At 41.1% G+C, this 21,231-nt stretch carries 18 protein-coding genes; 15 read left to right on the top strand and 3 right to left on the bottom strand.

Features of this window, described 5'->3' with window-relative positions; translation table 11 throughout:
* Positions 1 to 172: 172 nt before the first annotated feature.
* Positions 173 to 421, top strand: coding sequence for a hypothetical protein (locus FM042_RS05065; protein WP_143234950.1), 249 nt, complete (start codon positions 173 to 175; stop codon positions 419 to 421).
* Between the two features lie 208 nt (positions 422 to 629).
* Here FM042_RS05065 and FM042_RS11980 read toward each other — a convergent pair whose 3' ends face one another.
* The 3 genes from FM042_RS11980 to pgi all read right to left on the bottom strand — a co-directional run bounded on the left by FM042_RS11980 (position 630) and on the right by pgi (position 3,082).
* Entirely contained in the window at positions 630 to 758 is a 129-nt protein-coding gene (locus FM042_RS11980) for a hypothetical protein (RefSeq protein ID WP_269902487.1), read from the bottom strand.
* 25 nt (positions 759 to 783) lie between these two features.
* Entirely contained in the window at positions 784 to 1,296 is a 513-nt protein-coding gene (locus FM042_RS05060; RefSeq protein ID WP_143234948.1) for an ImmA/IrrE family metallo-endopeptidase, read from the bottom strand.
* Positions 1,297 to 1,561: 265 nt separating this feature from the next.
* Positions 1,562 to 3,082 (bottom strand): glucose-6-phosphate isomerase, encoded by a 1,521-nt coding sequence (gene pgi / locus FM042_RS05055; RefSeq protein WP_143234946.1) that lies wholly within the window; start codon positions 3,080 to 3,082, stop codon positions 1,562 to 1,564.
* 329 nt (positions 3,083 to 3,411) lie between these two features.
* On the opposite strand from pgi, the gene rfaH reads away from it, so the two are divergent.
* From rfaH to FM042_RS04985, 14 genes are all read left to right on the top strand, one after another.
* Positions 3,412 to 3,906 carry a transcription/translation regulatory transformer protein RfaH gene (rfaH, locus tag FM042_RS05050; protein WP_185960707.1) on the top strand — a complete coding sequence of 165 codons (495 nt, stop codon included), beginning with the start codon at positions 3,412 to 3,414 and terminating at the stop codon, positions 3,904 to 3,906.
* A 170-nt stretch (positions 3,907 to 4,076) separates the two neighbouring features.
* Positions 4,077 to 5,246 (top strand): nucleotide sugar dehydrogenase, encoded by a 1,170-nt coding sequence (locus FM042_RS05045; protein ID WP_143234941.1) that lies wholly within the window; start codon positions 4,077 to 4,079, stop codon positions 5,244 to 5,246.
* A gap of 175 nt (positions 5,247 to 5,421) precedes the next feature.
* Positions 5,422 to 6,393, top strand: coding sequence for a Wzz/FepE/Etk N-terminal domain-containing protein (locus FM042_RS05040; protein ID WP_143234939.1), 972 nt, complete (start codon positions 5,422 to 5,424; stop codon positions 6,391 to 6,393).
* A 43-nt stretch (positions 6,394 to 6,436) separates the two neighbouring features.
* The gene (locus FM042_RS05035) at positions 6,437 to 7,507 is read left to right on the top strand and encodes a Gfo/Idh/MocA family protein (protein ID WP_143234937.1); all 1,071 of its coding nucleotides are present in this window, start codon (positions 6,437 to 6,439) and stop codon (positions 7,505 to 7,507) included.
* Positions 7,494 to 7,964 (top strand): acyltransferase, encoded by a 471-nt coding sequence (locus FM042_RS05030; protein ID WP_143234935.1) that lies wholly within the window; start codon positions 7,494 to 7,496, stop codon positions 7,962 to 7,964. The genes FM042_RS05035 and FM042_RS05030 overlap by 14 nt, the downstream gene beginning before the upstream one ends.
* A gap of 1 nt (position 7,965) precedes the next feature.
* Entirely contained in the window at positions 7,966 to 9,075 is a 1,110-nt protein-coding gene (locus FM042_RS05025; protein ID WP_143234933.1) for a DegT/DnrJ/EryC1/StrS family aminotransferase, read from the top strand.
* A gap of 447 nt (positions 9,076 to 9,522) precedes the next feature.
* The gene (locus tag FM042_RS05020; RefSeq protein ID WP_143234931.1) at positions 9,523 to 12,573 is read left to right on the top strand and encodes a PEP-utilizing enzyme; all 3,051 of its coding nucleotides are present in this window, start codon (positions 9,523 to 9,525) and stop codon (positions 12,571 to 12,573) included.
* Positions 12,570 to 13,229 carry a gamma-glutamyl-gamma-aminobutyrate hydrolase family protein gene (locus FM042_RS05015; protein ID WP_143234929.1) on the top strand — a complete coding sequence of 220 codons (660 nt, stop codon included), beginning with the start codon at positions 12,570 to 12,572 and terminating at the stop codon, positions 13,227 to 13,229. Before FM042_RS05020 ends, FM042_RS05015 begins: the two co-directional genes overlap by 4 nt.
* Positions 13,226 to 14,026 carry a phosphocholine cytidylyltransferase family protein gene (locus tag FM042_RS05010; protein ID WP_143234927.1) on the top strand — a complete coding sequence of 267 codons (801 nt, stop codon included), beginning with the start codon at positions 13,226 to 13,228 and terminating at the stop codon, positions 14,024 to 14,026. Before FM042_RS05015 ends, FM042_RS05010 begins: the two co-directional genes overlap by 4 nt.
* Positions 14,019 to 15,209, top strand: coding sequence for a CDP-glycerol glycerophosphotransferase family protein (locus FM042_RS05005; protein ID WP_143234925.1), 1,191 nt, complete (start codon positions 14,019 to 14,021; stop codon positions 15,207 to 15,209). The genes FM042_RS05010 and FM042_RS05005 overlap by 8 nt, the downstream gene beginning before the upstream one ends.
* A gap of 526 nt (positions 15,210 to 15,735) precedes the next feature.
* The gene (locus tag FM042_RS05000; protein WP_143234923.1) at positions 15,736 to 16,986 is read left to right on the top strand and encodes a flippase; all 1,251 of its coding nucleotides are present in this window, start codon (positions 15,736 to 15,738) and stop codon (positions 16,984 to 16,986) included.
* Positions 16,987 to 17,882: 896 nt separating this feature from the next.
* Entirely contained in the window at positions 17,883 to 18,878 is a 996-nt protein-coding gene (locus FM042_RS04995; protein WP_143234921.1) for a sulfotransferase, read from the top strand.
* Entirely contained in the window at positions 18,862 to 19,977 is a 1,116-nt protein-coding gene (locus tag FM042_RS04990; protein ID WP_143234919.1) for a hypothetical protein, read from the top strand. Before FM042_RS04995 ends, FM042_RS04990 begins: the two co-directional genes overlap by 17 nt.
* A gap of 21 nt (positions 19,978 to 19,998) precedes the next feature.
* The gene (locus FM042_RS04985) at positions 19,999 to 21,162 is read left to right on the top strand and encodes a glycosyltransferase (protein WP_143234917.1); all 1,164 of its coding nucleotides are present in this window, start codon (positions 19,999 to 20,001) and stop codon (positions 21,160 to 21,162) included.
* Positions 21,163 to 21,231: the final 69 nt, after the last annotated feature.

The following is a 21,231-nucleotide window of genomic DNA, read 5'->3' as shown; positions in this document are numbered from 1 at the left end:
AGGGGGGCGCACAAACACGGAAATAAACACGGGGCTGGCAGATTGCACGACAAAATCAGAACTATTCTCGAAATTTGCAATCACATTAGATATACGTGGGGTTTGTTGTTCTTCAGGCGTGCTTTCCGCAAGCGGACGCAACACACCGGCATCACCAGATGGATTCGTAACTATGACCACGCAAGCTTCTGATTTACGTGAATATCAGCTGTCTTTCTGGGGTAGTCAGCAGAAATTAAACGAGATTACCCTGCCACGAACAGCGTCAGTTTTTCGGGTGATTGAAACGGCGGCACTAGCCTTAAAAGCAAACCCTGAAGCGCAGTATGCAGAAATTACCGGCGTGAACGGCAATACAGTGCAGGTTCAGGATGCAGAGGATTGGTTCACCGTTATGGGAAAAGCATTTAGTTTGAAATAGATCTTCAAGGCGAATTTCGCCTTTTGGGGGCTATGGGGGCCCAAGGGCCGAACAGTCATGTTCGGCCCTTTCTCTTTGGATACGACTATTCTCGGGAGGGCCAACGCGGTGCGTTGGGTACGATTGTTCTCGGGAAGGTCAACGCGGTGCGTGGGGTACGGGGATTCGCAAGGAAGGCCAACGCGGTGCTTGGGCCACGATTGCCACGCTAATCAGGGGATTGGGCAAAGAACGGAAGTGTTGCCATCATAGCGCGCTTTTTATCTTCATCATTTTCTTCGACGGAGCCGGCAATATCATCAGGTTCTGGAATAGAGGGAGAGTCGTTCGTTGACATGAGTGCCTCCTTGGCAAATTCTAATTTATAGAAGTCCTAAGTTTCTTAAACGATAGCTCAGAGCAGTAATTGATACGCCCAAAGTATCCGCCAGTGAAGAAACGGAAGAAGCTTGTCGTAGCAGTGCAGGCATGTACTTACTTGGCATTAACAGTTCAGCAGCGAAGGCATTTGCTTCCGTTTCTTGAGGGTTTGAATTCTCAAAACGGTCGTCCCGAAGCATACGAGTTGATTCGTCAACATGTTGTAGCAACACATGACCTAACTCGTGGGCTTGTGTGAAGCGGGCGCGAGCGGGATATTCACTCTCGTTAAATTTGCAAACAAAGCCAGTTTTTTCATCGAACTCAGCACTTCCGCTCGCGCCTTGCAATGCTTCGCGACTTGCGGGGATAAGCTGAATTGGATGATGCTCGTCACCATTTGCTGCTTTCATGCGCAACCTACTTGCAATTGCTGCAGGGTCTACAGGAAACTTTTTATCCCATGCGAGTTCAAGTGCCTTTTGGGCAGCAGCTTGTGCACGAATGATGGACATATAAACCTCCTATGGTTGAAGTGATTATAACATCACTTTACTTTGCTTAACCAATTTTCAGCGATTGCGAAAGAAAGGTGTAGTGCAGTTTCAATTGTAGCCAACGCGGTGCGTTGGGTACGGGGGTAAACATGGCCAACGCGGTGCGTTGGGTACGGGGGTAAACATGGCCAACGCGGTGCGTTGGGTACGGGGGCAAGCATGGCCAACGCGGTGCGTTGGGTACGGGGATTGCGGGAAGGCCAACGCGGTGCGTTGGGTACGTTTAAACCATCTTAATGATGGCGTCGGTGGAGGGGTCGAAGGAGAGGTCTTCGCCGTGCAGGGCGCGGAAGGTGTCTAGCGCCACTTCTTTGCCTTTCTCCACGCCAGGCTGATCGAAAGAGTTTAGGCCCCAAATTAGCCCTTGCACGAAAATTTTATGTTCGTAAGCGGCAATAATGGCACCGAAACTCGCCGGGGTGAGTTCGCGCAAGGCCAACAGTGAAGTAGGGTGCCCGCCCGGATAGTTCTCGGAAGGGTTGTCGGAAGCTGAGCCAAAGGCCATTAACCGACGATGGGCCAAGCAATTCGCTACCGCCAAGCGCTGTTGCTCCGCCAACGCCGCTTGTACCCGAGCAGAAAAACGCTTGTCGGTACGGTGCAACACCAGCACAAAATCTGCCGTGAATTGGTCGTGGCCCTGATGCAAATGCTGGAAAAACGCATGTTGCCCATTCGGCCCAAAACCACCCCATACGATAGGTCCGGTAGGGTAATCAATCGGCTGGTTATCATAGGTATACTGCTTGCCGTTCGATTCCATATCCAGTTGTTGCAAATAGGAAGGCAACATCCGAAAACGACCGTCGTAAGGCAAAATCGCCAGGTTGTTAATGTCGCGCTCTTCGCGGTTATATACCCCAATCAGCGCCATCAGCATTGGAATATTCGCTTCCACCGGCGCCGAGGCGAAATGCGCGTCCATTAAGTGCGCGCCTTCGAGCATTTGCTCAAACACCTGCACGCCACAGGTGGTGGCAATGGATAGCCCAATCGCCGACCACAAGGAAAAGCGCCCGCCGATAGTTTCAGGAAACACCAATTGGTTCGGCGCAGGAATCCCATAGTCGTCCATTTTTTTCGCGTTCGCCGACACCCCAATAATATGATGCTCCAGCCAATCACTGGCGCTTAACCCCAAGGGTTCAAAGGTTTCCAACATCCACTCGCGGGCGGTATCCACGTTGGCAAAGGTGTCGATGGTGCCAAAACTCTTCGACGACACAATAAACAAGGTAGTTTCAGGATCACAAATGGGCAGCACCGCATACAGCTGGCCGCCGTCCATTGACGACACAAAATGCGTATCCACATGATGCTCATGAATGTCGGTGGCAAATTCACGCAAGGCAAACGATGCCATCAGCGGCCCTAAATCAGAGCCGCCCACACCGATATTTACAATGTCGGTAATCGGCTTGCCCGTGGCACCGAGCCATTTCCCGGAACGCAACTTACGCACCATCTGGGCAAACTTGGATTTATCCCCCTCGCGTACCACCGAGTACTTGCCCCGGCTGAGCACATGGGATACCTCACGCCCTTCAGACGCATTCAAATAACGGCCATTAAGCAATTGCTCTCGCTGTTCGTTAAAATCAGCAGGAAGCTTGGCCTGCGCATAGCCAGAAATTTGTTGGTGGGTAAGGAACTGATAGCTCCAGTCGTACACTAAACCATCAAGCTCCGTGCGAAAAGACGAGTCGGTTAAGTGTGCTTCACTATGGCGGTGCGTGTCGTTCATGAGTGTAAAAGTCCTTTTTGTTCCGTACATCGTGATGAGCAATATCTGGAATACAAAGATGAAGTTAATGGTAGACGGAATAATCACCATCATTCAAGCGTTATATTCTAGGCGCGTGCGTGAGCGTTTGGGGCTTTTCCCATAGGCTGAAATCACGTACAATCAACGGGATTCCGAGTAAGATAATAATAATATATTCAAAGGCGCTGTGGGGCGATGTAGATACGCCATAGGAATGCCAGAGATCCAGGCCCAAGAGAAACCACGGAAAACCAATAAGATAAAGCGCTTTACGCTGTACACAACGATATTTAAGGATGTATCGGAATATGCCGGCATGGTACGTACTCCACTGCAAAGCACGCCAGGAAGAGCGCGCGAAAGCAAATTTGGAACAACAGGGTTTTCGCACCCTGTGCCCTATGTTTACCCATCAAAAACGCATTGCCGGCAAACGTAAGCTGGTTCGCGAAGCGCTATTCCCGAACTACATCTTTATCCAGTCTGAACCCGAACAACTAAATATTAACGCCCTGCGTAGTACACGCGGGGTGCGCACCATTGTGCGTTTTGGCAACCATATTGCCACCGTGCCTGAGAGCATTATTGAACATTTTGAGCAAAGCGCAGAACAAGCCGACAATAACGCGGTTTCTTCCCTCTTTGCGGCCGGGAGCCGTGTGGAAATAATAGCCGGTGCATTTGCCGGGTTGCAGGCGGTGTATCACATGCCGAAAGGTGATGAGCGCTGCATTGTGTTGTTGGATATGCTGGGCAAACAACAACAGCTTGAGATCGAAGAAGATAAGTTGATTACAACCTAACCAACGCACCGCGTTGGCAATGGAACAAGAATCGTACCCAACGCATCGCGTTGGCCACAACACAAGCTCCCCCGGGATTTAGGGCCCTGAACCTAAGGGCGGTAGCGTGTCTGGGATATGTACCCAACGCATTGCGTTGGCATAGAAACAACAAAGGAATCTCTCTAAAAATGAGAAAAATCGCAGTCGCCGGAACCGGCTACGTAGGCTTATCCAACGCAGTGCTTCTGGCACAACATAATCACGTTACCGCTGTGGATATTGTTGAAGAGAAAGTGAATCTCATCAACAACAAGCAATCTCCGATTAAAGACGATGAAATTGAGCGGTTTATGCGCACAAAACCGCTTTACTTGAAAGCAACAACGGATGCAAATGAAGCTTATAGAGTTGCGGAGTTCGTAATTATTGCTACGCCGACAGATTACGATCCAAGAACCAATTATTTTGATACAAGCTCGGTAGAGAAAGTAATCGCAATCGTACTAGAGGTTAATCCAGCTGCTGTAATGGTAATCAAAAGCACCATTCCAGTAGGTTACACTCAAGAGTTACGAGAAAAGTTTGCTTGCGACAATATTATCTTTTCACCCGAATTTCTGCGGGAAGGCAAAGCACTATACGATAATCTCTATCCAAGTCGCATTATTGTCGGAGAGCGCTCTAAGCGTGCTGAGCTTTTTGCAGAGCTTCTCGCTGAGGGTGCGATTAAAAAAGATGTACCGCGCTTATTTATTGACAGTACAGAAGCCGAAGCAATAAAGCTCTTTGCAAACACCTACCTCGCAATGCGTGTGGCTTATTTTAATGAGCTCGATACATATGCGGCAGTACACGGTCTAGACACACGGCAAATAATTGAGGGAGTGTGTTTAGATCCGCGAATTGGCAATCATTACAATAACCCAAGTTTTGGTTTTGGTGGGTACTGTTTGCCAAAAGACACAAAACAGCTCCTTGCAAATTATGATGATGTGCCGCAGAACCTCGTACAAGCTATCGTTGACGCAAACCGTACCCGGAAAGATTTCATTGCCGATGAGATTATTTGTAAAAACCCGAAAGTCGTTGGGGTATATAGGTTAGTGATGAAAACCGGCTCAGATAACTTCCGGGCTTCAGCAATACAAGGCGTAATGAAACGTATTAAAGCAAAAGGTATTGAAGTTGTGGTATATGAGCCCGCATTAAAAGAAAAAAACTTTTATAACAGCAGGGTGATTAGTGATTTTTCTGAGTTTAAACAAATAAGTGATATCATTGTTTCAAATCGTTTTTCGGCAGAGCTAAACGATGTTGGGGAAAAGGTTTATACCCGTGATTTGTTTAATAGTGATTAAGTTAAATTGTGAATTGAATACTATTCATAGTGGAAATAATCTTATTTATTGGGATGAATTAATAGGTTAGTAGCTATGTTTAACTCAATCAAAATAACACTAAATAGCAATGAAAGATCCGGGAGTTTCCGTAACGGAAACGAGGTGTTTTTTTGCATATGTAGTAGGAATTACAATGAAGACTAACCAACATGAAAAACAGCAAATAGCACAGACAACGGTAAGACAAAATACAGCTGATGAAGAAATAGACTTACTCGAGGTTATGCAAACCATTTGGGCGGGGAAGTGGTTAATCATGGGAATTACCGCAGCATTTGCGATAGGCTCTATGCTGTATGCTTTAAGCCAGCCGAATATTTACCAAGCGGAAGCAAAACTCGCCCCCACAAAGGAAAGTCAAGTAAACTTTGGTGCATTTGGCGGTCAGCTAGGTGGTTTAGCTTCAATTGCAGGAATTAATTTGCCGCGAGGTCAGGTAGATAATTCGCAACTGGCACAAGAAATAATGAAATCCAGAGTATTCTTGACCGATTTCGTAGAGCGTCGTGAAATATTACCAGATTTAATGGCAGTCGATAGCTGGAACCCTAACTCAGGGCAAGTAACGTATTCTGCTGATGTTTATGATTCCGCAACACAAACTTGGTTGCGTGAAGTAAATCCACCAAGGCAAGCTGAACCTTCTAGCTGGGAATATGTGCAAGAGTTTAGAAATATACTGCGTGTAGCTACGGATGGAAGTACTGGTTTAGTCACAGTCAGTATAGAGCATAAGTCGCCAGTTATTGCGAAACAATGGGTCGACTGGATAATCGAAGATATTAACAACGAAATGCGCCGCCGCGATGTCGACGAAGCGCAAAGTAGCATAGCATTTATAGAACGTGAAATGGATAATACCCGTCTAGCGAATACACAACAAGTTTATGCTTCGTTGCTAGAGCAACAAACCCAGACCATAATGCTGGCAAATGTGCGGCCCGAGTATGTATTTCGAGTGATTGACCCCGCTGTTGTGCCTGAACAAAAGGCGAAGCCAAGGCGGGCGGTCATGGTTATTTTAGGAGCAGTATTGGGCGGTATTTTGGCGTTGTTTGTGGTTTTAATCCGAAGTGCAGTAGGAAAATACTACAAAGATAGATAGCCTTTTATACAATGATAAAATTAATTTATTCAAAGGACTAATTATGCTGAAATTTGCTTTGTTAGGTTGCGGGCGAATTGCAAAAAGACATTCTGAACTTCTGGGAAACCAACAGCTTAAAGATGCAAAGCTAGTAGCTGTTTGTGATATTGTTCTTGAAAAAGCTCAAAGAATAGGTGAGCAATTCGATGTTCCATATTTCTCTGACCTTGATGAAATGATGAACAGTGTTGATATAGATGTTGTGACTGTGCTCACCGAGAGTGGTCACCACCCTGAGCATGTAATACACATAACGAAATATAGAAAACATATTGTAGTTGAAAAACCAATGGCATTAACTCTAGAAGACGCAGACAAGATGATTAAGGCGTGTGATGAGGCTGGAGTCAAGCTATTTGTGGTTAAGCAGAATCGTTTTAACGTTCCTGTAATGAAATTACGAGAGGCTGTTGAAGCGGGGCGATTTGGAAAACTGGTTTTAGGCACAGTTCGTGTTCGTTGGTGTCGCCCCCAAGCATATTATGATCAAGATCCATGGCGAGGAACGTGGGCCTTAGATGGAGGGGTGTTAACTAACCAAGCTAGCCATCATATTGATCTGTTAGAATGGATGATGGGTGAAGTAGAAAGTGTACAAGCAATGAGTGCAACTGCACTTGTAAATATTGAAGCTGAAGATACCGCAATTGTGAATGTTCGCTTCAAGAACGGTGCTTTGGGCATTATCGAAGCGACTACAGCCGTTCGGCCAAAAGACTTAGAAGGCTCGTTATCAATTTTAGGAGAAACTGGAACGGTCGAAATTGGTGGATTCGCAGTAAATCAAATGAAAGTTTGGAACTTTACAAACGAGCAGAAAGGGGATAAAGACGTAATGAAAAAATATTCCGTTAACCCACCTAATGTTTATGGTTTTGGTCACCACGCATATTATGAGCACGTAATTGACTCAATTCTGAACAACACAAAGCATCTCGTCGATGGATTGCAAGGGCGTAGAAGTTTGGAGCTCATTAATGCCATTTACGAATCAATTGAGACCAAGAAAGAAGTTTTTTTACATTTCAAGCCAGAGTATTGTCGATTAGGGCAAAGAAATGAAGCAACCTAATATAAAAGGTATTACGGTACGGGATGATGTGGATTTCGGCGAAAACGTTACTATTGTTGAGCCTGTTAATCTTTATGGTTGTAAAATTCATGATGAGGTTTTTATAGGGCCGTTTGTCGAGATTCAAAAAGATGTAGAAATTGGCAACAGGACTCGTGTCCAGTCCCACACATTTATCTGTGAGTTAGTAACTATTGGAAAGGATTGTTTTATTGGACATGGCGTAATGTTTATAAATGATAGCTTTTCAGAAGGTGGACCGGCTCGCGGTAAAAAATCACTTTGGAAGAGTACTAAAATTGGAAATCAAGTTTCAATTGGCAGCAACGCAACTATCTTGCCAGTTCAAATTTGCGATGACGTTGTAATTGGAGCTGGTGCAGTGGTCACTAAGAGCATTACGAAGCCAGGTATATACGCCGGAAATCCGGCAGTGAAAATAAAGGATTTAAAGTAATATGGTTAAGTTTCTAGATTTAGCGGCGCAATACGAAACCATAAAAAATGAAATTGATACAGCCATACGAGATGTAATTACAAAGTCGGCCTTTATCGGTGGAGAGTATGTTGCTAAATTTGAGCAAGAGTTTTCTGATTATTGTAATGTCTTGCATTGTGTAGGTGTTGGAAATGGCACTGATGCACTTGAAATAGCAATAGAAGCCTTAGAGCTTGAACATGGGTCGGAAATCATTGTTCCCGCAAATTCGTTCATCGCTAGTTCTGAAGCAGTGACTCGCAATGGGCATAAAATTGTTTTCGCTGATTGTGACGCACAATCCTATGTGATTTCAATTGAGGATATCAAAAAGCGAATTACCTCGAAGACTAAAGCTATTATTGCAGTACATCTTTATGGACATCCTTGCGATATGGACGCTTTAAAGGAGTTAGCGAATCTGCATGGTTTGTATATCATTGAAGATTGTGCGCAAGCTCATGGAGCGGAATATAAAGGACAAAAAATAGGCTCAATCGGAGATATTGCCGCATTTAGCTTTTATCCGGGAAAAAATCTTGGCGCCTATGGAGATGCAGGCGCGATCACAACTAATAATGCTGAGCTAGCAAGAAAGTCCCGAATGATCGCAAACCATGGTCGTATTGGTAAATATGACCATGAATTTGAGGGGCGTAACTCACGTTTAGATGGCTTGCAAGCAGCAATTCTCTCGGTGAAATTAAAGTACCTCCCAGAATGGACTGATAAACGTATTATTGCCGCTGAGTACTATCTGTCTAATTTAAACAATGTTGAACAAATCACTTTACCTGTCCGGCACGAATGGGCAAAGCAGGTTTACCATTTGTTCGTTATTCGCTGCACGGAGCGTGACGACCTTGCAAAACATTTAGCTAATCAGGGAATTCAAACTGGCGTGCATTATCCTATTTCCTTGCCAAAATTAAAGGCATACGAGTACGCAAAACAGGCGAATGAAGAGCTGTTTTCCAACAGAGTCGACGCTACACTTTTAAGTTTACCTATTGGTGAACATCTTAATATTCATGACCTTGAAATAATTACAAAATCTATTAAAGAGTATTTTGGCTCTAAATACATGTAATTTTGTCGAAATATATTATTGTATTATGCTTGCAATGCAATCATACAAGAAGGGCTCATGCTTTATCTATCCGGTAAACGTGAAACTACTTGATGAATACTTATTTTCGGATGCGATAGTTTGGAGTATAATTTGCAAAGTTCAAAGCACCGTATTTGTGTGTAACCCTGATTGCAAAGCTTTGAGCTCTCCAAAAAGTCGAAGTTATAATAATTACGTTGTATTCTCTGCACCTATAGGGGATATTTTAATCATCCCCTCCCCCTTTCTTCCTAAGAAAGTTCAATTTTCTGATGGTGTTTAGGTTGTACTAGCCGAATAGTAACAAAGTTTACTCAATAAACTTTATTCGACTTGTCACTAAATAGACTGAAGCCAGTTTAAATTTTAAGATGCTATATATTTGGCCACTCAAGAATTTGACAAAGTGAGACGGAAACGAAATAAATGAATAAGGATACAGTTATTTTACTGGGTGCCGGATTACCTCACGACGGAGTTAACCCTTCTGTTCTGCACCCTACGCTTGGAGAAAATAGATTATTAGATTGGCTTTTGCACACTTTAAAGAGCGTGAATGATCGACCAATTTTTATAGGAGGGTATCAATTAGAGAAGATTAAGCGAAGCTACCCAAACCTTATTACTCTAGAGAATCCTGACTGGCTCGCAAGTAAAGCCGCTTATTCCTTGATTTATTCTATAGAACACGTTACGAATGCCGCGGTTATTTCTTACTCGGATATCTTATACCGACCTCAGGCTGTTGATGCCATTTGTAAAATTGATAGCGATATTGTGGTCGCGGTTGATACCCATTGGAAGACCCGGTTTGCTGGAAGAACTTATGAAGATCAAGCAGGGAGCGAAAAGGTTTGTATTTACGATGGGACTATAATGAGAGCGGGGGTAGACATTTCTATTAGTCGGGCGGACGCGGAATTTGTTGGTCTAGTAAAGTTTTCCAACGCGGTTATATGTTATTTGAAGCGGTATAAGGCTCACTTATTAGAAACTCATGTAAAGTTAAATTTGTCCGATTTAATAGAAACGCTACGAATGGTTGGTTTTGAAATATCATATGTTGATGTTAAAGGGGATTGGGCAGAGCTTAATCAACCCGAAGATCTTGCTCATTTTGTCTTGGGTACTAAAGCGCAAACTCTTCAACGGCTCCAGTCAATGGTGAAGCTTAGTAGAATTGAGGATCAGGTAAGTTTTACCCTATCTGAGTGGAGGAATTCCGAAAATCAGATTATCAATAAAATCAAGAAACAATTTAGTCAAGGGTATGTTGTTATAAGAAGTAGCGCACTTACTGAAGATGGTTTTAGTGAGTCTAATGCTGGGGCTTATACGAGTTTGCTCAATATAAGTATTGAGACTGAGTCTTTACATAACGCTATTGAAACAGTTATTTCATCCTATCCAGACGACAACCCGGATAACCAAGTTTTGGTTCAACCGATGTTACAGAATGTTATTGCTAGCGGAGTGGTATTTACTCGAGTTCTAAATACCGGGGCGCCCTATTATATCGCAAATTACGATGACATAAGCGGTAGTACAGAATCCATTACCAGTGGCCATGCTAAAGAGCACAAAACCTTATTAATTAGGCGAGATGCAAAATCTGACAGTATAAATATTCCCAGGAAATTATCGTCACTTCTGCCCGCTCTGCGGGAGCTTGAGAATTTACTTAATTATTCAGCACTCGACGTCGAGTTCGCGCTTACTGACATTGGTTTGCATATACTCCAAGTCCGCCCGATTGCGGTAAAAAAACAAATAGAATTTGACGATGATCAGTTTTTCAAAGAGTTAGACCAAGCAAAACAAAAATTCATGGGGCTTCAAAGGCCATCACCATTTGTTGGTAAAACGAAAGCGCTATTCGGCGTTATGCCAGATTGGAATCCAGCTGAAATAATTGGTACCAAGCCTAATCCTCTTGCTTCCAGTTTGTATCGACACTTAGTGATGGATGACACTTGGGCAACACAGAGAGCTGAGTATGGATACAAGGATGTACGCTCTCATCCTCTCCTGATAGATTTTGTAGGCCATCCTTATGTCGATATCCGCGCTAGCTTTAGTTCTTTTGTTCCAGATAATGTTACAAGTTCGCTTAGAGATAAGTTGGTTGATTTTTATATTGAATGGCTAGAAAAGAACCCTCATCTCCATGACAAGGTCGAATTTGATGTAATACCTACTTGTTATGCACTAGATTTTGAGCGTTGGGAACTACGATTCGAAGAGCATGCGGGCTTAACACGAAGTGAAATATCAAGCTTAGAAGAGGGTTTAAGATCCATTACTCAACATGCATTCGAACGCGTAGAGAGTGACCTTCTGAATATTGAACGACTTAATCAACGCTACATTACTATTCTGAATAGCGAAACTGACCCATTAACCAAAGCCGGTCTTTTACTAGATGATAGTGTGCGTTATGGGACCTTGCCTTTTGCACATCTTGCAAGAGCTGGTTTTGTGGCAGCCACATTACTTAAGTCTGCGGTTTCAATGAATATTATAAGTCAAAATGCACTTGATTCTTTTATGGCAGGGATTCGCACGGTGAGTCATCAGTTAAGTGAAGATGCACGGGCTGTTAAAGACGGGAATTTTGATTGGGATGCATTTGTTGAAAAGTATGCGCATCTTCGTCCAGGTACTTATGATATTACTTCCGAAAGCTATGGCGCGAACCCTGATCATTATTTGCGTCCTCTAATTGAACAAGAAACTCATTCCTTAAAGCAGCCAAGCATCAGTACATGGGAACAAGAGAGAGATGCTTTCATTGCAGCATTAGGTAACGCAGGCTTCCATTTTGATCTAATGACTGTTGAGTCTTTTTTGAGTAAAGCAATAGAGGGGCGGGAATACGCAAAATTTATGTTTAGCCGCAATCTATCTACTGCATTGGACTTATTCCGTACTTGGGGAAATGCTTATGATTTAGAACCATCCGAATTAGCATACTTGGAGCTAAATGAAATATTGCAGTTTAAAGATCAACCCGTATTAGATAGTGAATTAATTAATCGTATTAAATCTAAGGTGGAGAAAAGGAAGAGCTATTATCGACTCATTAAGTCTATTGAGCTTCCTCCTTTAATTTGCTCTAAGGATGACTTTGATGTCTTTCAATATCCCCATAGCCAAGCTAATTTTGTGGGATCGGAAACTGTAATGGGCGAATGCATCGACCTATCTCTGGAACAATCACAGGGGAAAACCGGTGACCTATCCGGGCTGATCGTTATGATTCCACAAGCAGATCCAGGTTATGATTGGCTGTTTGGGCGTAATATCGCAGGGTTTGTGACAATGTATGGCGGTGCAAATTCCCATATGGCTATACGTGCTGCAGAATTTGGTCTGCCGGCTGCAATTGGTATTGGAGAAGCCCGCTATCAAGCGCTGTCCTCGGCTAAGGTATTGGAGATTAACCCATCTTCTCGTCAACTCAAGATAATAAGATGATAAAAATTGCAGTTACTCAGCGTGTTGAATTCATAAGCGCCTACTTAGAAACTAGAGATTGTTTAGATCAGGCTTGGAGCCGTTTGCTTGAAGATTTAGGAATATTAACTATTCCTATTCCTAATTCTCTAAAGGACCCAGTCGCTTGGTTAAAAAAAATAGACATTGATGGAGTTATTTTTAGTGGTGGTAATGATCTATGCTCCTTGCCCGGTGCTAAGAATACGTCGCAAGCACGCGATAGTACCGAGAAGAAATTGCTCAATTATCTGTCGACGACGGAAATCCCTGTCTTGGGAGTTTGCCGCGGTATGCAAATGATACACCACTATCTTGGGGGGCAGTTAATTCCAGTCAAAAACCATGCAGGCGCAGAGCATAATATTAAGTTATTAGGTAAACCACATGAAATGCTGCAAGCAGGTTATAAGAGTAATGAACAAGTAAATAGTTTTCATACATGGGGCATATCCTTCGATACCTTACCTGAAAAACTGTGTCCACTAGCTGATGATGAAAGTGGGCAGATTGAAGCATTTAAACATCTAAGACTCCCTTGGTGGGGTATCATGTGGCACCCAGAGCGAAAAAGTAACGTACAAATGAAAGATAGAAAATTAATCGAACATATTTTTAAAAGTGAATTACCTCTATGAAAGTTATTTTTTTAGCAGCAGGTCAGGGGACGCGGTTGAGGCCTTATACAATTGACAGGCCTAAATGTATGGTTGAGATTAACGGTAGACCCATGTTGCACTATCAGCTGAAAGTATTAAGTATGCTTCAAGTTCCGCGCAACGACCAAGCAATTGTTGGTGGCTATTTACAAGATAAACTTGATGCACCTGGAGTCAAGAAATTTACTAACCCTCGATATGAAAGAACTAATATGGTTAGTACATTATTTTGTGCTCAAGACTGGATGCAGAAGGGGGAAGACCTTGTTATTTGCTATGGTGACATAGTGTACGAGCCATGCGTGATGAAGTCTGTTCTAGATTGCAACGCAGAAGTTTGTTTAGCCGCTGACTTAAATTGGAGGGAACTATGGGCCTTAAGAATGGACAATCCACTTGATGATGCGGAAACCTTTAAAGTTGATAAGGAAACTGGCAATGTTACTGAGTTAGGAAAGACACCGAAAATCTACAGTGACATTCAAGCTCAGTACATGGGGATAATTAAAATTCGTGCCGATAAAGTATCTGATTTTGTGGAGTTCTATAATAATCTCGATCGTAATAAAACTTATGACGGTAAAGATTTTGATAACATGTACATGACAAGCTTTATTCAAGAATTGATAAATCATGGTTGGGAAATCAAGCCCGCTTTTGTGCATGGCGGCTGGGTTGAGGTGGACAGTGTTGACGACTTGCATTTTTACTCTTCAAAGATAAAATCAGGTGATATCAAAAAAATTCTAGACTTGGATACAATAAGAGATGATTAAAATAATAAAAGTCATTTCTTTAAAAGTCCTCGGTATTTTTATTTATGTATTGGATTATCTTGTCCCGAAAGATAATAAGCTGTTTATTTTTAGCCAACGGAATGGCCAATTCTCTGACAACAGCAAGTCTCTATTTCAGTATATGCAAGAAAATAGCGAGTTACTAGCTGATGTCAGGACTGTCTGGATAACAAAAAATAAGGGCTTAGTAGATAACAAAATATTCTTAGATATTTGCTCTTTAAGTAGCTTCTGGGTTTCTTTAAGAGCGAAACATTTTATTGTCTGCCACGGTTCAGGAGAGCTTTTTTATAGTCGATATTTTTCGAAAAAGAAAAACACAATAGTACTATGGCATGCAATCATGTTGAAAAAATATGGTTTCCTTGACGCCTCTTATACTCAGAAAGACTATAACTCTATCAAAAAAGAGCGGGATAAATACACCCTTTTCCTTGCATCTTCGAAACTTGATGCTCTATCCGTGTCGGCGTGTAATCAGTTAGAATCCGATAGAGTCCTGATTACCGGTTTGCCTCGTAACGATATTCTATTTAACCCTCCTGCCGTGAGTCGATTGCACGGTGTATCAGAACATATAAAAGAAATTTTGAACAAAAAAGTCATATTATACGCACCTACTTTTCGTGATGGCGGACTTACGCAGTTTTTTCCATTCGAAGACTTGAAAATTGAAAGTATTGCAAAGTATTTGCGGAAGAATAATGCATATATGTTGATTAGACCACACCAGAATGATAGAAAGAATATTCAAAGGCTTAAAGACTTAATAAGAAAGCACGGTGAACGGTTTATTCTTGCTGATATTAATAATGTCATCGATGTTGCAGAGATAATTCCTTATGTGGATACTATTATTACCGATTATTCATCGATCTATTTAGATGCACTCCTGCTAAATTGCCCGTGCGTCTTTATTCCTTATGACTTAGAAGAGTACGAGAGTGCTCGTGGTATAATTTATGACTATGATATGGTTACGCCCGGAGCTAAAGTAAAAACTCAGGCAGAGTTTCTTGATGCCCTAAGCGAAGCTTTGAATGGCGGATTAAAATACCAAGATAGGCGTAATCAAGTACGAGATATGTTTCATGCTCATCAGGATGGCAAGGCTTCACAACGTGTAGCAAAGAAGCTTTTAGCATTAGTTGCATGTAGATAAATACGGTGAATATAGTGCGAGATATATCGGGTTTTCTGCCTTATTCTTGTTTATATCCATAAAACTACACGCTTCAATAAGAAATTTTTCTGTCGAACGTCAATTCGTTATTTAGGCCTGCGTCAACAGGCAGGGTTTATTGGTAAGTTAAACTAAAGATTTATTCTTGATAGTAGTATTAACCCCGTATATTAAAGCTGTTCAATGACAACAAGCCAATGTCTAACCTTCCGTTCGGAATTCAAGTATATGGTGTAGAGTTTTAGTCGCCGATGTAATTGTTTGGTTAGCAGTCCAATGAAACGCGTATTTTGAAGTTTATTTCCTGAAAGGATGCTAACAAATGACTATCTTTCAGTGGTTGATGCAAACGCGATTTGAATTACGTCTCGATGAACTATTGCAACTGGAAATATCCTCACTACTTTAGCGAGGACTGCCAACGGGAAATGTTGAGAAATTAACTAAAAAGGGGTTCGCATTCTTTTGACCATTACAGTTCTTCGAATCTACCAGGTTATTAATAATGATGTCAGTGTTAAGACGTAATGTCGGTATCACCTTTCTGCGACAAATGTTGGCAGCTCTAGCTCAATTTTTAGTGGTTGTAGTTATAGCACGTGAGCTCGGACCTGAAGGCAATGGCATATACGCGTTAGTTATATTATTACCTGCCATCTTAACAACATTGTTGAACCTTGGTTTAGGACCCGCTACGGTATATCACGTAAGTCGTGGGGATTTTCAACCATCAGCTGTTGTGATTGGCAATCTGCGTATCGGAATATACGTTATTATTATAGGGTTAACGTTAGCTGTTCCTATTATATTGCTGTGGGGTGAGTTGATTTTTCCACAAGTGCCACCAACTCTTTTGTATTTAGGAATGTTGAGTTTCCCCTTCGCATTACTTTTAGCTTATCTGAATGCTGTTTTCCAGGGTAAAGAGAACTTCAAGGCATTTAACCTTACTGTGGTTATGCCGCCTTTTATAAATTTAATTACTATTTCGATTGTAATATATGGATTAGGTTGGGGGATTGTAGGTGCAGTATTGGCGTATATTTTTAGTCAACTCATAGGTATACTAACGGTCTTTTTTCTCCTGTTTCGATATAAATTACTAACCTACAACCATGAATTACGTGTTAGCTTGTCGGGATACACTCGTAAATCCCTGAGTTATGGTTGGAAAGCGCATCTTTCTAATATTCTAGCATTTGTGAATTACCGCGCCGATATTTTTTTAGTAAACATATTTTTGAATCCTGCCGCAACCGGAGTTTATGTTATTGCAGTTCAGTTTGCGGAAAAGCTATGGATGCTTTCTAATGCAGCAAGTACCGTCCTATTACCCAGGCTTTCGGCAATGTACTCAAATCCAACAGCTCGATTGGCTCTGACAAATAAAGGATTTGGCCTAGTTTCGGCTATAACTGCAGGGGTAAGCGGCTTATTTGCCTTAGCGTTATATTGGCTTGTAGAGCCAATATTCGGTGGTGAGTATTCTGATGTTTGGTTGGCATTCATTTGGTTATTGCCGGGAATTGTGGCGGGCGCAGGTTCTCGTATCTATTCAAACTGTATAGCAGCTGCAGGGAAGCCACAGTGGAATATGTATGTCGCCATTTTAGTTCTTATTACGAATATAAGTGGGAATATTTTATTTATACCTACTTATGGAATTATAGGGGCCGCCTGGGCTACGAGTATAGCTTATTGCTTGAACGCGATTATTAAAGTTTGGCTGGTAAAGCGTACTTTATTTCTTTCTTGATAACCTCTCTAGTGGACTAGCCAAGTAAAACTGAAATAGTTATCTACATCTGAATAGCTAACAATTTGTGGTTATTACTGTCTCACTATTTTAAACTCGATCCCATTTTCGTAGTTAGTATTACCCTCATAAACTAGATGATAAGCAGTTCAAAATTTAAGTATGATACAGCGAGTCTGATTCTTGAGTGAATTTATAGTTGTGCGGAAACTTTCCGTTCCTCGGGCGTCTATGACATCTCGCTAAGCAACTAAATTCAGTAATCGAAAACTCAACGAGGCGATAAGACCGCCGGAAACAAGTGGTTTACGCCAGGAAAACGGTATTTTTGATGGTCGACGAACTGATATCTACGTGTGCAGATGGCCGCAAGGGAGCATAAGACGATAGAATTACTCTGGTGAGCATTAGGCCTATAAGTCATAGACTATTAATACCATTAAGAACAAGGAAACTGACGATTACTGCGAGTTCGCAGCAAGTGTCTGTTATCAGAATACGCAGCTTGTCAGGTTTTCCTGCATTTACGGATATGCAGGAAAACGAAGGTATTACCAAGGGACGTTGTGTTCCATCTAAGAGAAAGACTCCCAGTATTGAGCGCGTGTATTCCGTCAGCGCCGCCGCCAAGTATTGTATAGTATGAGTCACCGAGGTAATTTCTGATCTAATAGATCAATAGCACCCGTTCTAAGGAATTTGAAATCTGAAAGGATGTCAATGACTGGCTGCTACTAGGGACTTGAAGAAGTACGCATGTGAGTTACTTCCTTTCTGAGGAACTATTACAACTGGAAGCAACCGCACTAATTTGACGATGAACTACAACAAGCGAAAGCTCAGAAATTAACTAAAACGCGACCGTATTTTTTTGACTAGTACGAGAGTCTATCTAAATGTTGAATAAAAATAAAATTAATATTATCTCAGTGAGTGGGTATGGTTGGTCAGGCTCAAGCGCAGTAGTAGATTTTATGAAAGGATTCAAAGACACAAAAGCCATCGAAACGGAGTTTCGTTTATTGAAGGATCCTGGTGGTATTATGGATCTGGAGTCGGCGCTGTTGGATAACTGGGATGTAATGAAAAATGGCTTAGCCATAAATGATTTTATTACGCTTATAAATATATTAAATAGAAAGCATATAAAGATGTTTCAGATGGGCGGTTCCTACGGTGTAACAGTATCCAATGACTTTCTTAGACAGAGCTATGATTATATAAATGACTTAGTGGATTTTAAATTCAATGGGGATAGTTTAATATTTGATTACTCTCTTAGCCGCTTTCAGTATTTTCTGAAAAGAGTTCGAAAGAGAGTGCTTAGGGCATACGCGAAAGAAATATATTTCTCTAAGCCCTCTCGTGAAGCCTTTAGGAAAGCGACTCAATCGTATCTATCCTGTGTTTTGAGAGATTTTGCTAACAAGCACGAGTGTAGGAATGTGGTGTTGGATCAAGCTATTCCTGCATCAAATATTAAAAAGTCACTATCATATTTTGATAAAATTAAGATAATTATAGTTGATAGAGATCCAAGGGACGTTTACTGCGATATGTATAACCATAAATCGCTTATATATTCACAAGGCCATAACGAAATATATAGTGTTAATAACTTTATCAAATGGTTTAGAGCTCAAAGGGATGCCGAATCACAAAGGGGATTGAAAGGAGAAATCCTCAAGGTTAAGTTTGAGGATTTAGTCAATGATTACGCAGTTACATCCGAAATAATAAAGGATTTTATCGGTCTTGATATGGAATTGGATCCCAATAAAAGATGCTTTCACCCGGAGAAAAGCATTAAGAACATAGGGATTTATAAAAATCATAGCAATAAAAAGGCTATTGAGCTGATCGATAGTGAGCTGAATGAATACTATAAATAAAGAAAAGGCAAAACTCCTAATTTTATTGTCACTTGGTGTCGCCGCTATACTTTTCCTGAATTTGTATAAGTTTAGCTTGGCGAACCAAGTGGGATTCTCCATTAGTCATGAACATATATTTATTAATCCGAAAAGTGAATATGCAACGGATTTGATTTTAACTCCCGATGAGATAACTTACGCGACGTGGCTTATTTTTAGAGCTGACCGAGCGAATGATATAATAGAAAATAGAAATTTATTTGCAAATACAAATCTATATGGTTATTTGATTGGTTTTTCTTATCTTGCAGCCGATGGAAATTATAAATACCTGTTTTTATTTGGCTTGGCGGGATACCTATTATTATTTGTGTCATCCTATACGCTTTTGAAAGCCATTGGCTTTGAGCACAAAACAGTGCTTATAGGAACTGGCTTATTCATGTTAAGCCCAAATGTTCTGATGCTGGGCTCTGGCTTCCTGAGAGATTTGTTTGTTATAGCGTTTGTTAATTATTGCATTATTGCGCTTATCCAAAGACGATATTTACTGCTTATTTTCTCGATATTAATGTTACTCTTTACGAGAAATTTTTACCTGGTAATTCTGCTTCCAATATTTTTGTATTTTTTATCGCGCTCACGAAAGGGAAGCCTAGATATCGGATTGATATTTTTGATTCCTATGGTTGTTTTGATTTTTATCACATTATATTTAGCTCTTTTGTCAAGGGCGTCTGGTGTAAGCATTTTTGATCTAAAGTTCTTATTGCGTTTTATTGAATTGCAAACTGGTGTTAATATGGTTTTGATCAGAATTCCATATCTTTTTTCTGGGTTTTACAATCTAATGTTAGAGACGATCTCCCACTTCTATTACTTTGTGATAATGATGATGGCTTTAACTATTGTTGTGGTTACACTCCGAATGAAGAAGTTTTATGTGTTTCTGATTGCCTTCAATATACTTCTTTCTTTTCTCTATGCTAGCTACTTAGGCTTTTTTATGAGCCGAACAAAACTAATTGTCTTGTGGTTTTCTATTATATTTATACTTTACCATGTTAATAGTTATAATATGAAAAGAGCCAACAAGATTAATCTTGCCAATCATTAGTGACTGTCTTTAGGTAATCATATGCATATATTGGTATTGCCATCTTGGTATAAAAGGTTGGATTACCCGAATAGTGCTAGCTTCGTTTCTGAGCAAACGCAAATATTAAGAAGTTACGGACTAGAAGTTGGCATTATTTCTATTAATCAGATCCCGTTGAAACATTTAATTAGATTTTACAAGGAAGGCCATAAAGTCACTGATTCATTTTCTGAGGACGGCATTTACAATATTAAGTTTAACCTACCAAAAATTCCTATCCTGTCTTTCATGCTACGCCAATTGATGATAATAATATTGTTCAATAGGTACGTAAGAAAGAAAGGTATGCCAGATATTATCCATGCTCATTCTTTCTTCGATTCAGGGTTAACGTCGCTTTATTTTAAGAAATGTCGTAGGATACCAATCGTACTTACAGAACATTTTAGCGGCTTTCTAACCGATACGATCCCGTGGTATAAACTGCGTCTTTTTAAAAGACTATCTAGATATTTTGATGCCTCCATTGCCGTGAGCGAAAGATTTGCAAAAAAGCTTAATTGGTTGTTGGAAGAAAATAGATTTCAGTGTGTCCCCAATGTAATACCGCCGATTTTTGAGAATTTTGATGGGTTCGAGGTTGGTGATAAACCCTATAATTCTTTTGTTTTTTTAAGTGTAGGCGCGTTAACTAAAAACAAAAACCACTCCCTACTGATACGGTCCTTTCATAATTCGTTTGAGGGCAACCGTGCTGTAAAACTAAGAATAATAGGCAAAGGGCCGGAGTACAACAACTTAAAAATATTAATAAAAAAATTAAAATTGGAAGACCAAGTTACGCTTTTGGGGGAAATGAATCGTTTCGAAGTGTTAATGCAAATGCATCAGTCAGATGTGTTTGTTTTGCCGAGTAAGTTTGAGACTTTTGGTGTTGTAGTTATTGAAGCTTTTGCTTGCGGCTTGCCGGTAATAGCAACTAGGTGTGTGGGTCCGGAGGAGCTAATAGAGGATTCAAATGGCATACTGGTACAAAATGATAGTATAGATTCTTTGACGAATGGTTTAAACCGTATATATAAAGAAACGCCGATGTATTGTCCAGTCTCGATAAGAGAAAATTGCATTGCAAAATTTGGAAGACATTCATTTTTTTTACGCATTAACCGTGTTTACAATGCTGTTTCGGGGAAGTTGAATTAAATTATGCTGTTAAAGATCGTGCAGTTCAGAAAATCTCCAGTATCGGTTGTAGCTGCGGTGGTTAGTTTT

Origin of the sequence: Aliidiomarina halalkaliphila (genome assembly GCF_007096385.1) — a bacterium.
Lineage (GTDB): Bacteria > Pseudomonadota > Gammaproteobacteria > Enterobacterales > Alteromonadaceae > Aliidiomarina > Aliidiomarina halalkaliphila.
The sequence above is the reverse complement of the archived record's forward strand: the minus strand, read 5'-3'. Positions and strand labels throughout refer to the sequence as shown.

Bases quoted from the DNA above. Each gene is read 5' to 3' on its own strand.
- FM042_RS05065 (WP_143234950.1), top strand. From the start codon at position 173: ATGACCACGCAAGCTTCTGATTTACGTGAATATCAGCTGTCTTTCTGG.
- FM042_RS11980 (WP_269902487.1), bottom strand. From the start codon at position 758: ATGTCAACGAACGACTCTCCCTCTATTCCAGAACCTGATGATATTGCC.
- FM042_RS05060 (WP_143234948.1), bottom strand. From the start codon at position 1,296: ATGTCCATCATTCGTGCACAAGCTGCTGCCCAAAAGGCACTTGAACTC.
- pgi (WP_143234946.1), bottom strand. From the start codon at position 3,082: ATGAACGACACGCACCGCCATAGTGAAGCACACTTAACCGACTCGTCT.
- rfaH (WP_185960707.1), top strand. From the start codon at position 3,412: ATGCCGGCATGGTACGTACTCCACTGCAAAGCACGCCAGGAAGAGCGC.
- FM042_RS05045 (WP_143234941.1), top strand. From the start codon at position 4,077: ATGAGAAAAATCGCAGTCGCCGGAACCGGCTACGTAGGCTTATCCAAC.
- FM042_RS05040 (WP_143234939.1), top strand. From the start codon at position 5,422: ATGAAGACTAACCAACATGAAAAACAGCAAATAGCACAGACAACGGTA.
- FM042_RS05035 (WP_143234937.1), top strand. From the start codon at position 6,437: ATGCTGAAATTTGCTTTGTTAGGTTGCGGGCGAATTGCAAAAAGACAT.
- FM042_RS05030 (WP_143234935.1), top strand. From the start codon at position 7,494: ATGAAGCAACCTAATATAAAAGGTATTACGGTACGGGATGATGTGGAT.
- FM042_RS05025 (WP_143234933.1), top strand. From the start codon at position 7,966: ATGGTTAAGTTTCTAGATTTAGCGGCGCAATACGAAACCATAAAAAAT.
- FM042_RS05020 (WP_143234931.1), top strand. From the start codon at position 9,523: ATGAATAAGGATACAGTTATTTTACTGGGTGCCGGATTACCTCACGAC.
- FM042_RS05015 (WP_143234929.1), top strand. From the start codon at position 12,570: ATGATAAAAATTGCAGTTACTCAGCGTGTTGAATTCATAAGCGCCTAC.
- FM042_RS05010 (WP_143234927.1), top strand. From the start codon at position 13,226: ATGAAAGTTATTTTTTTAGCAGCAGGTCAGGGGACGCGGTTGAGGCCT.
- FM042_RS05005 (WP_143234925.1), top strand. From the start codon at position 14,019: ATGATTAAAATAATAAAAGTCATTTCTTTAAAAGTCCTCGGTATTTTT.
- FM042_RS05000 (WP_143234923.1), top strand. From the start codon at position 15,736: ATGATGTCAGTGTTAAGACGTAATGTCGGTATCACCTTTCTGCGACAA.
- FM042_RS04995 (WP_143234921.1), top strand. From the start codon at position 17,883: ATGTTGAATAAAAATAAAATTAATATTATCTCAGTGAGTGGGTATGGT.
- FM042_RS04990 (WP_143234919.1), top strand. From the start codon at position 18,862: ATGAATACTATAAATAAAGAAAAGGCAAAACTCCTAATTTTATTGTCA.
- FM042_RS04985 (WP_143234917.1), top strand. From the start codon at position 19,999: ATGCATATATTGGTATTGCCATCTTGGTATAAAAGGTTGGATTACCCG.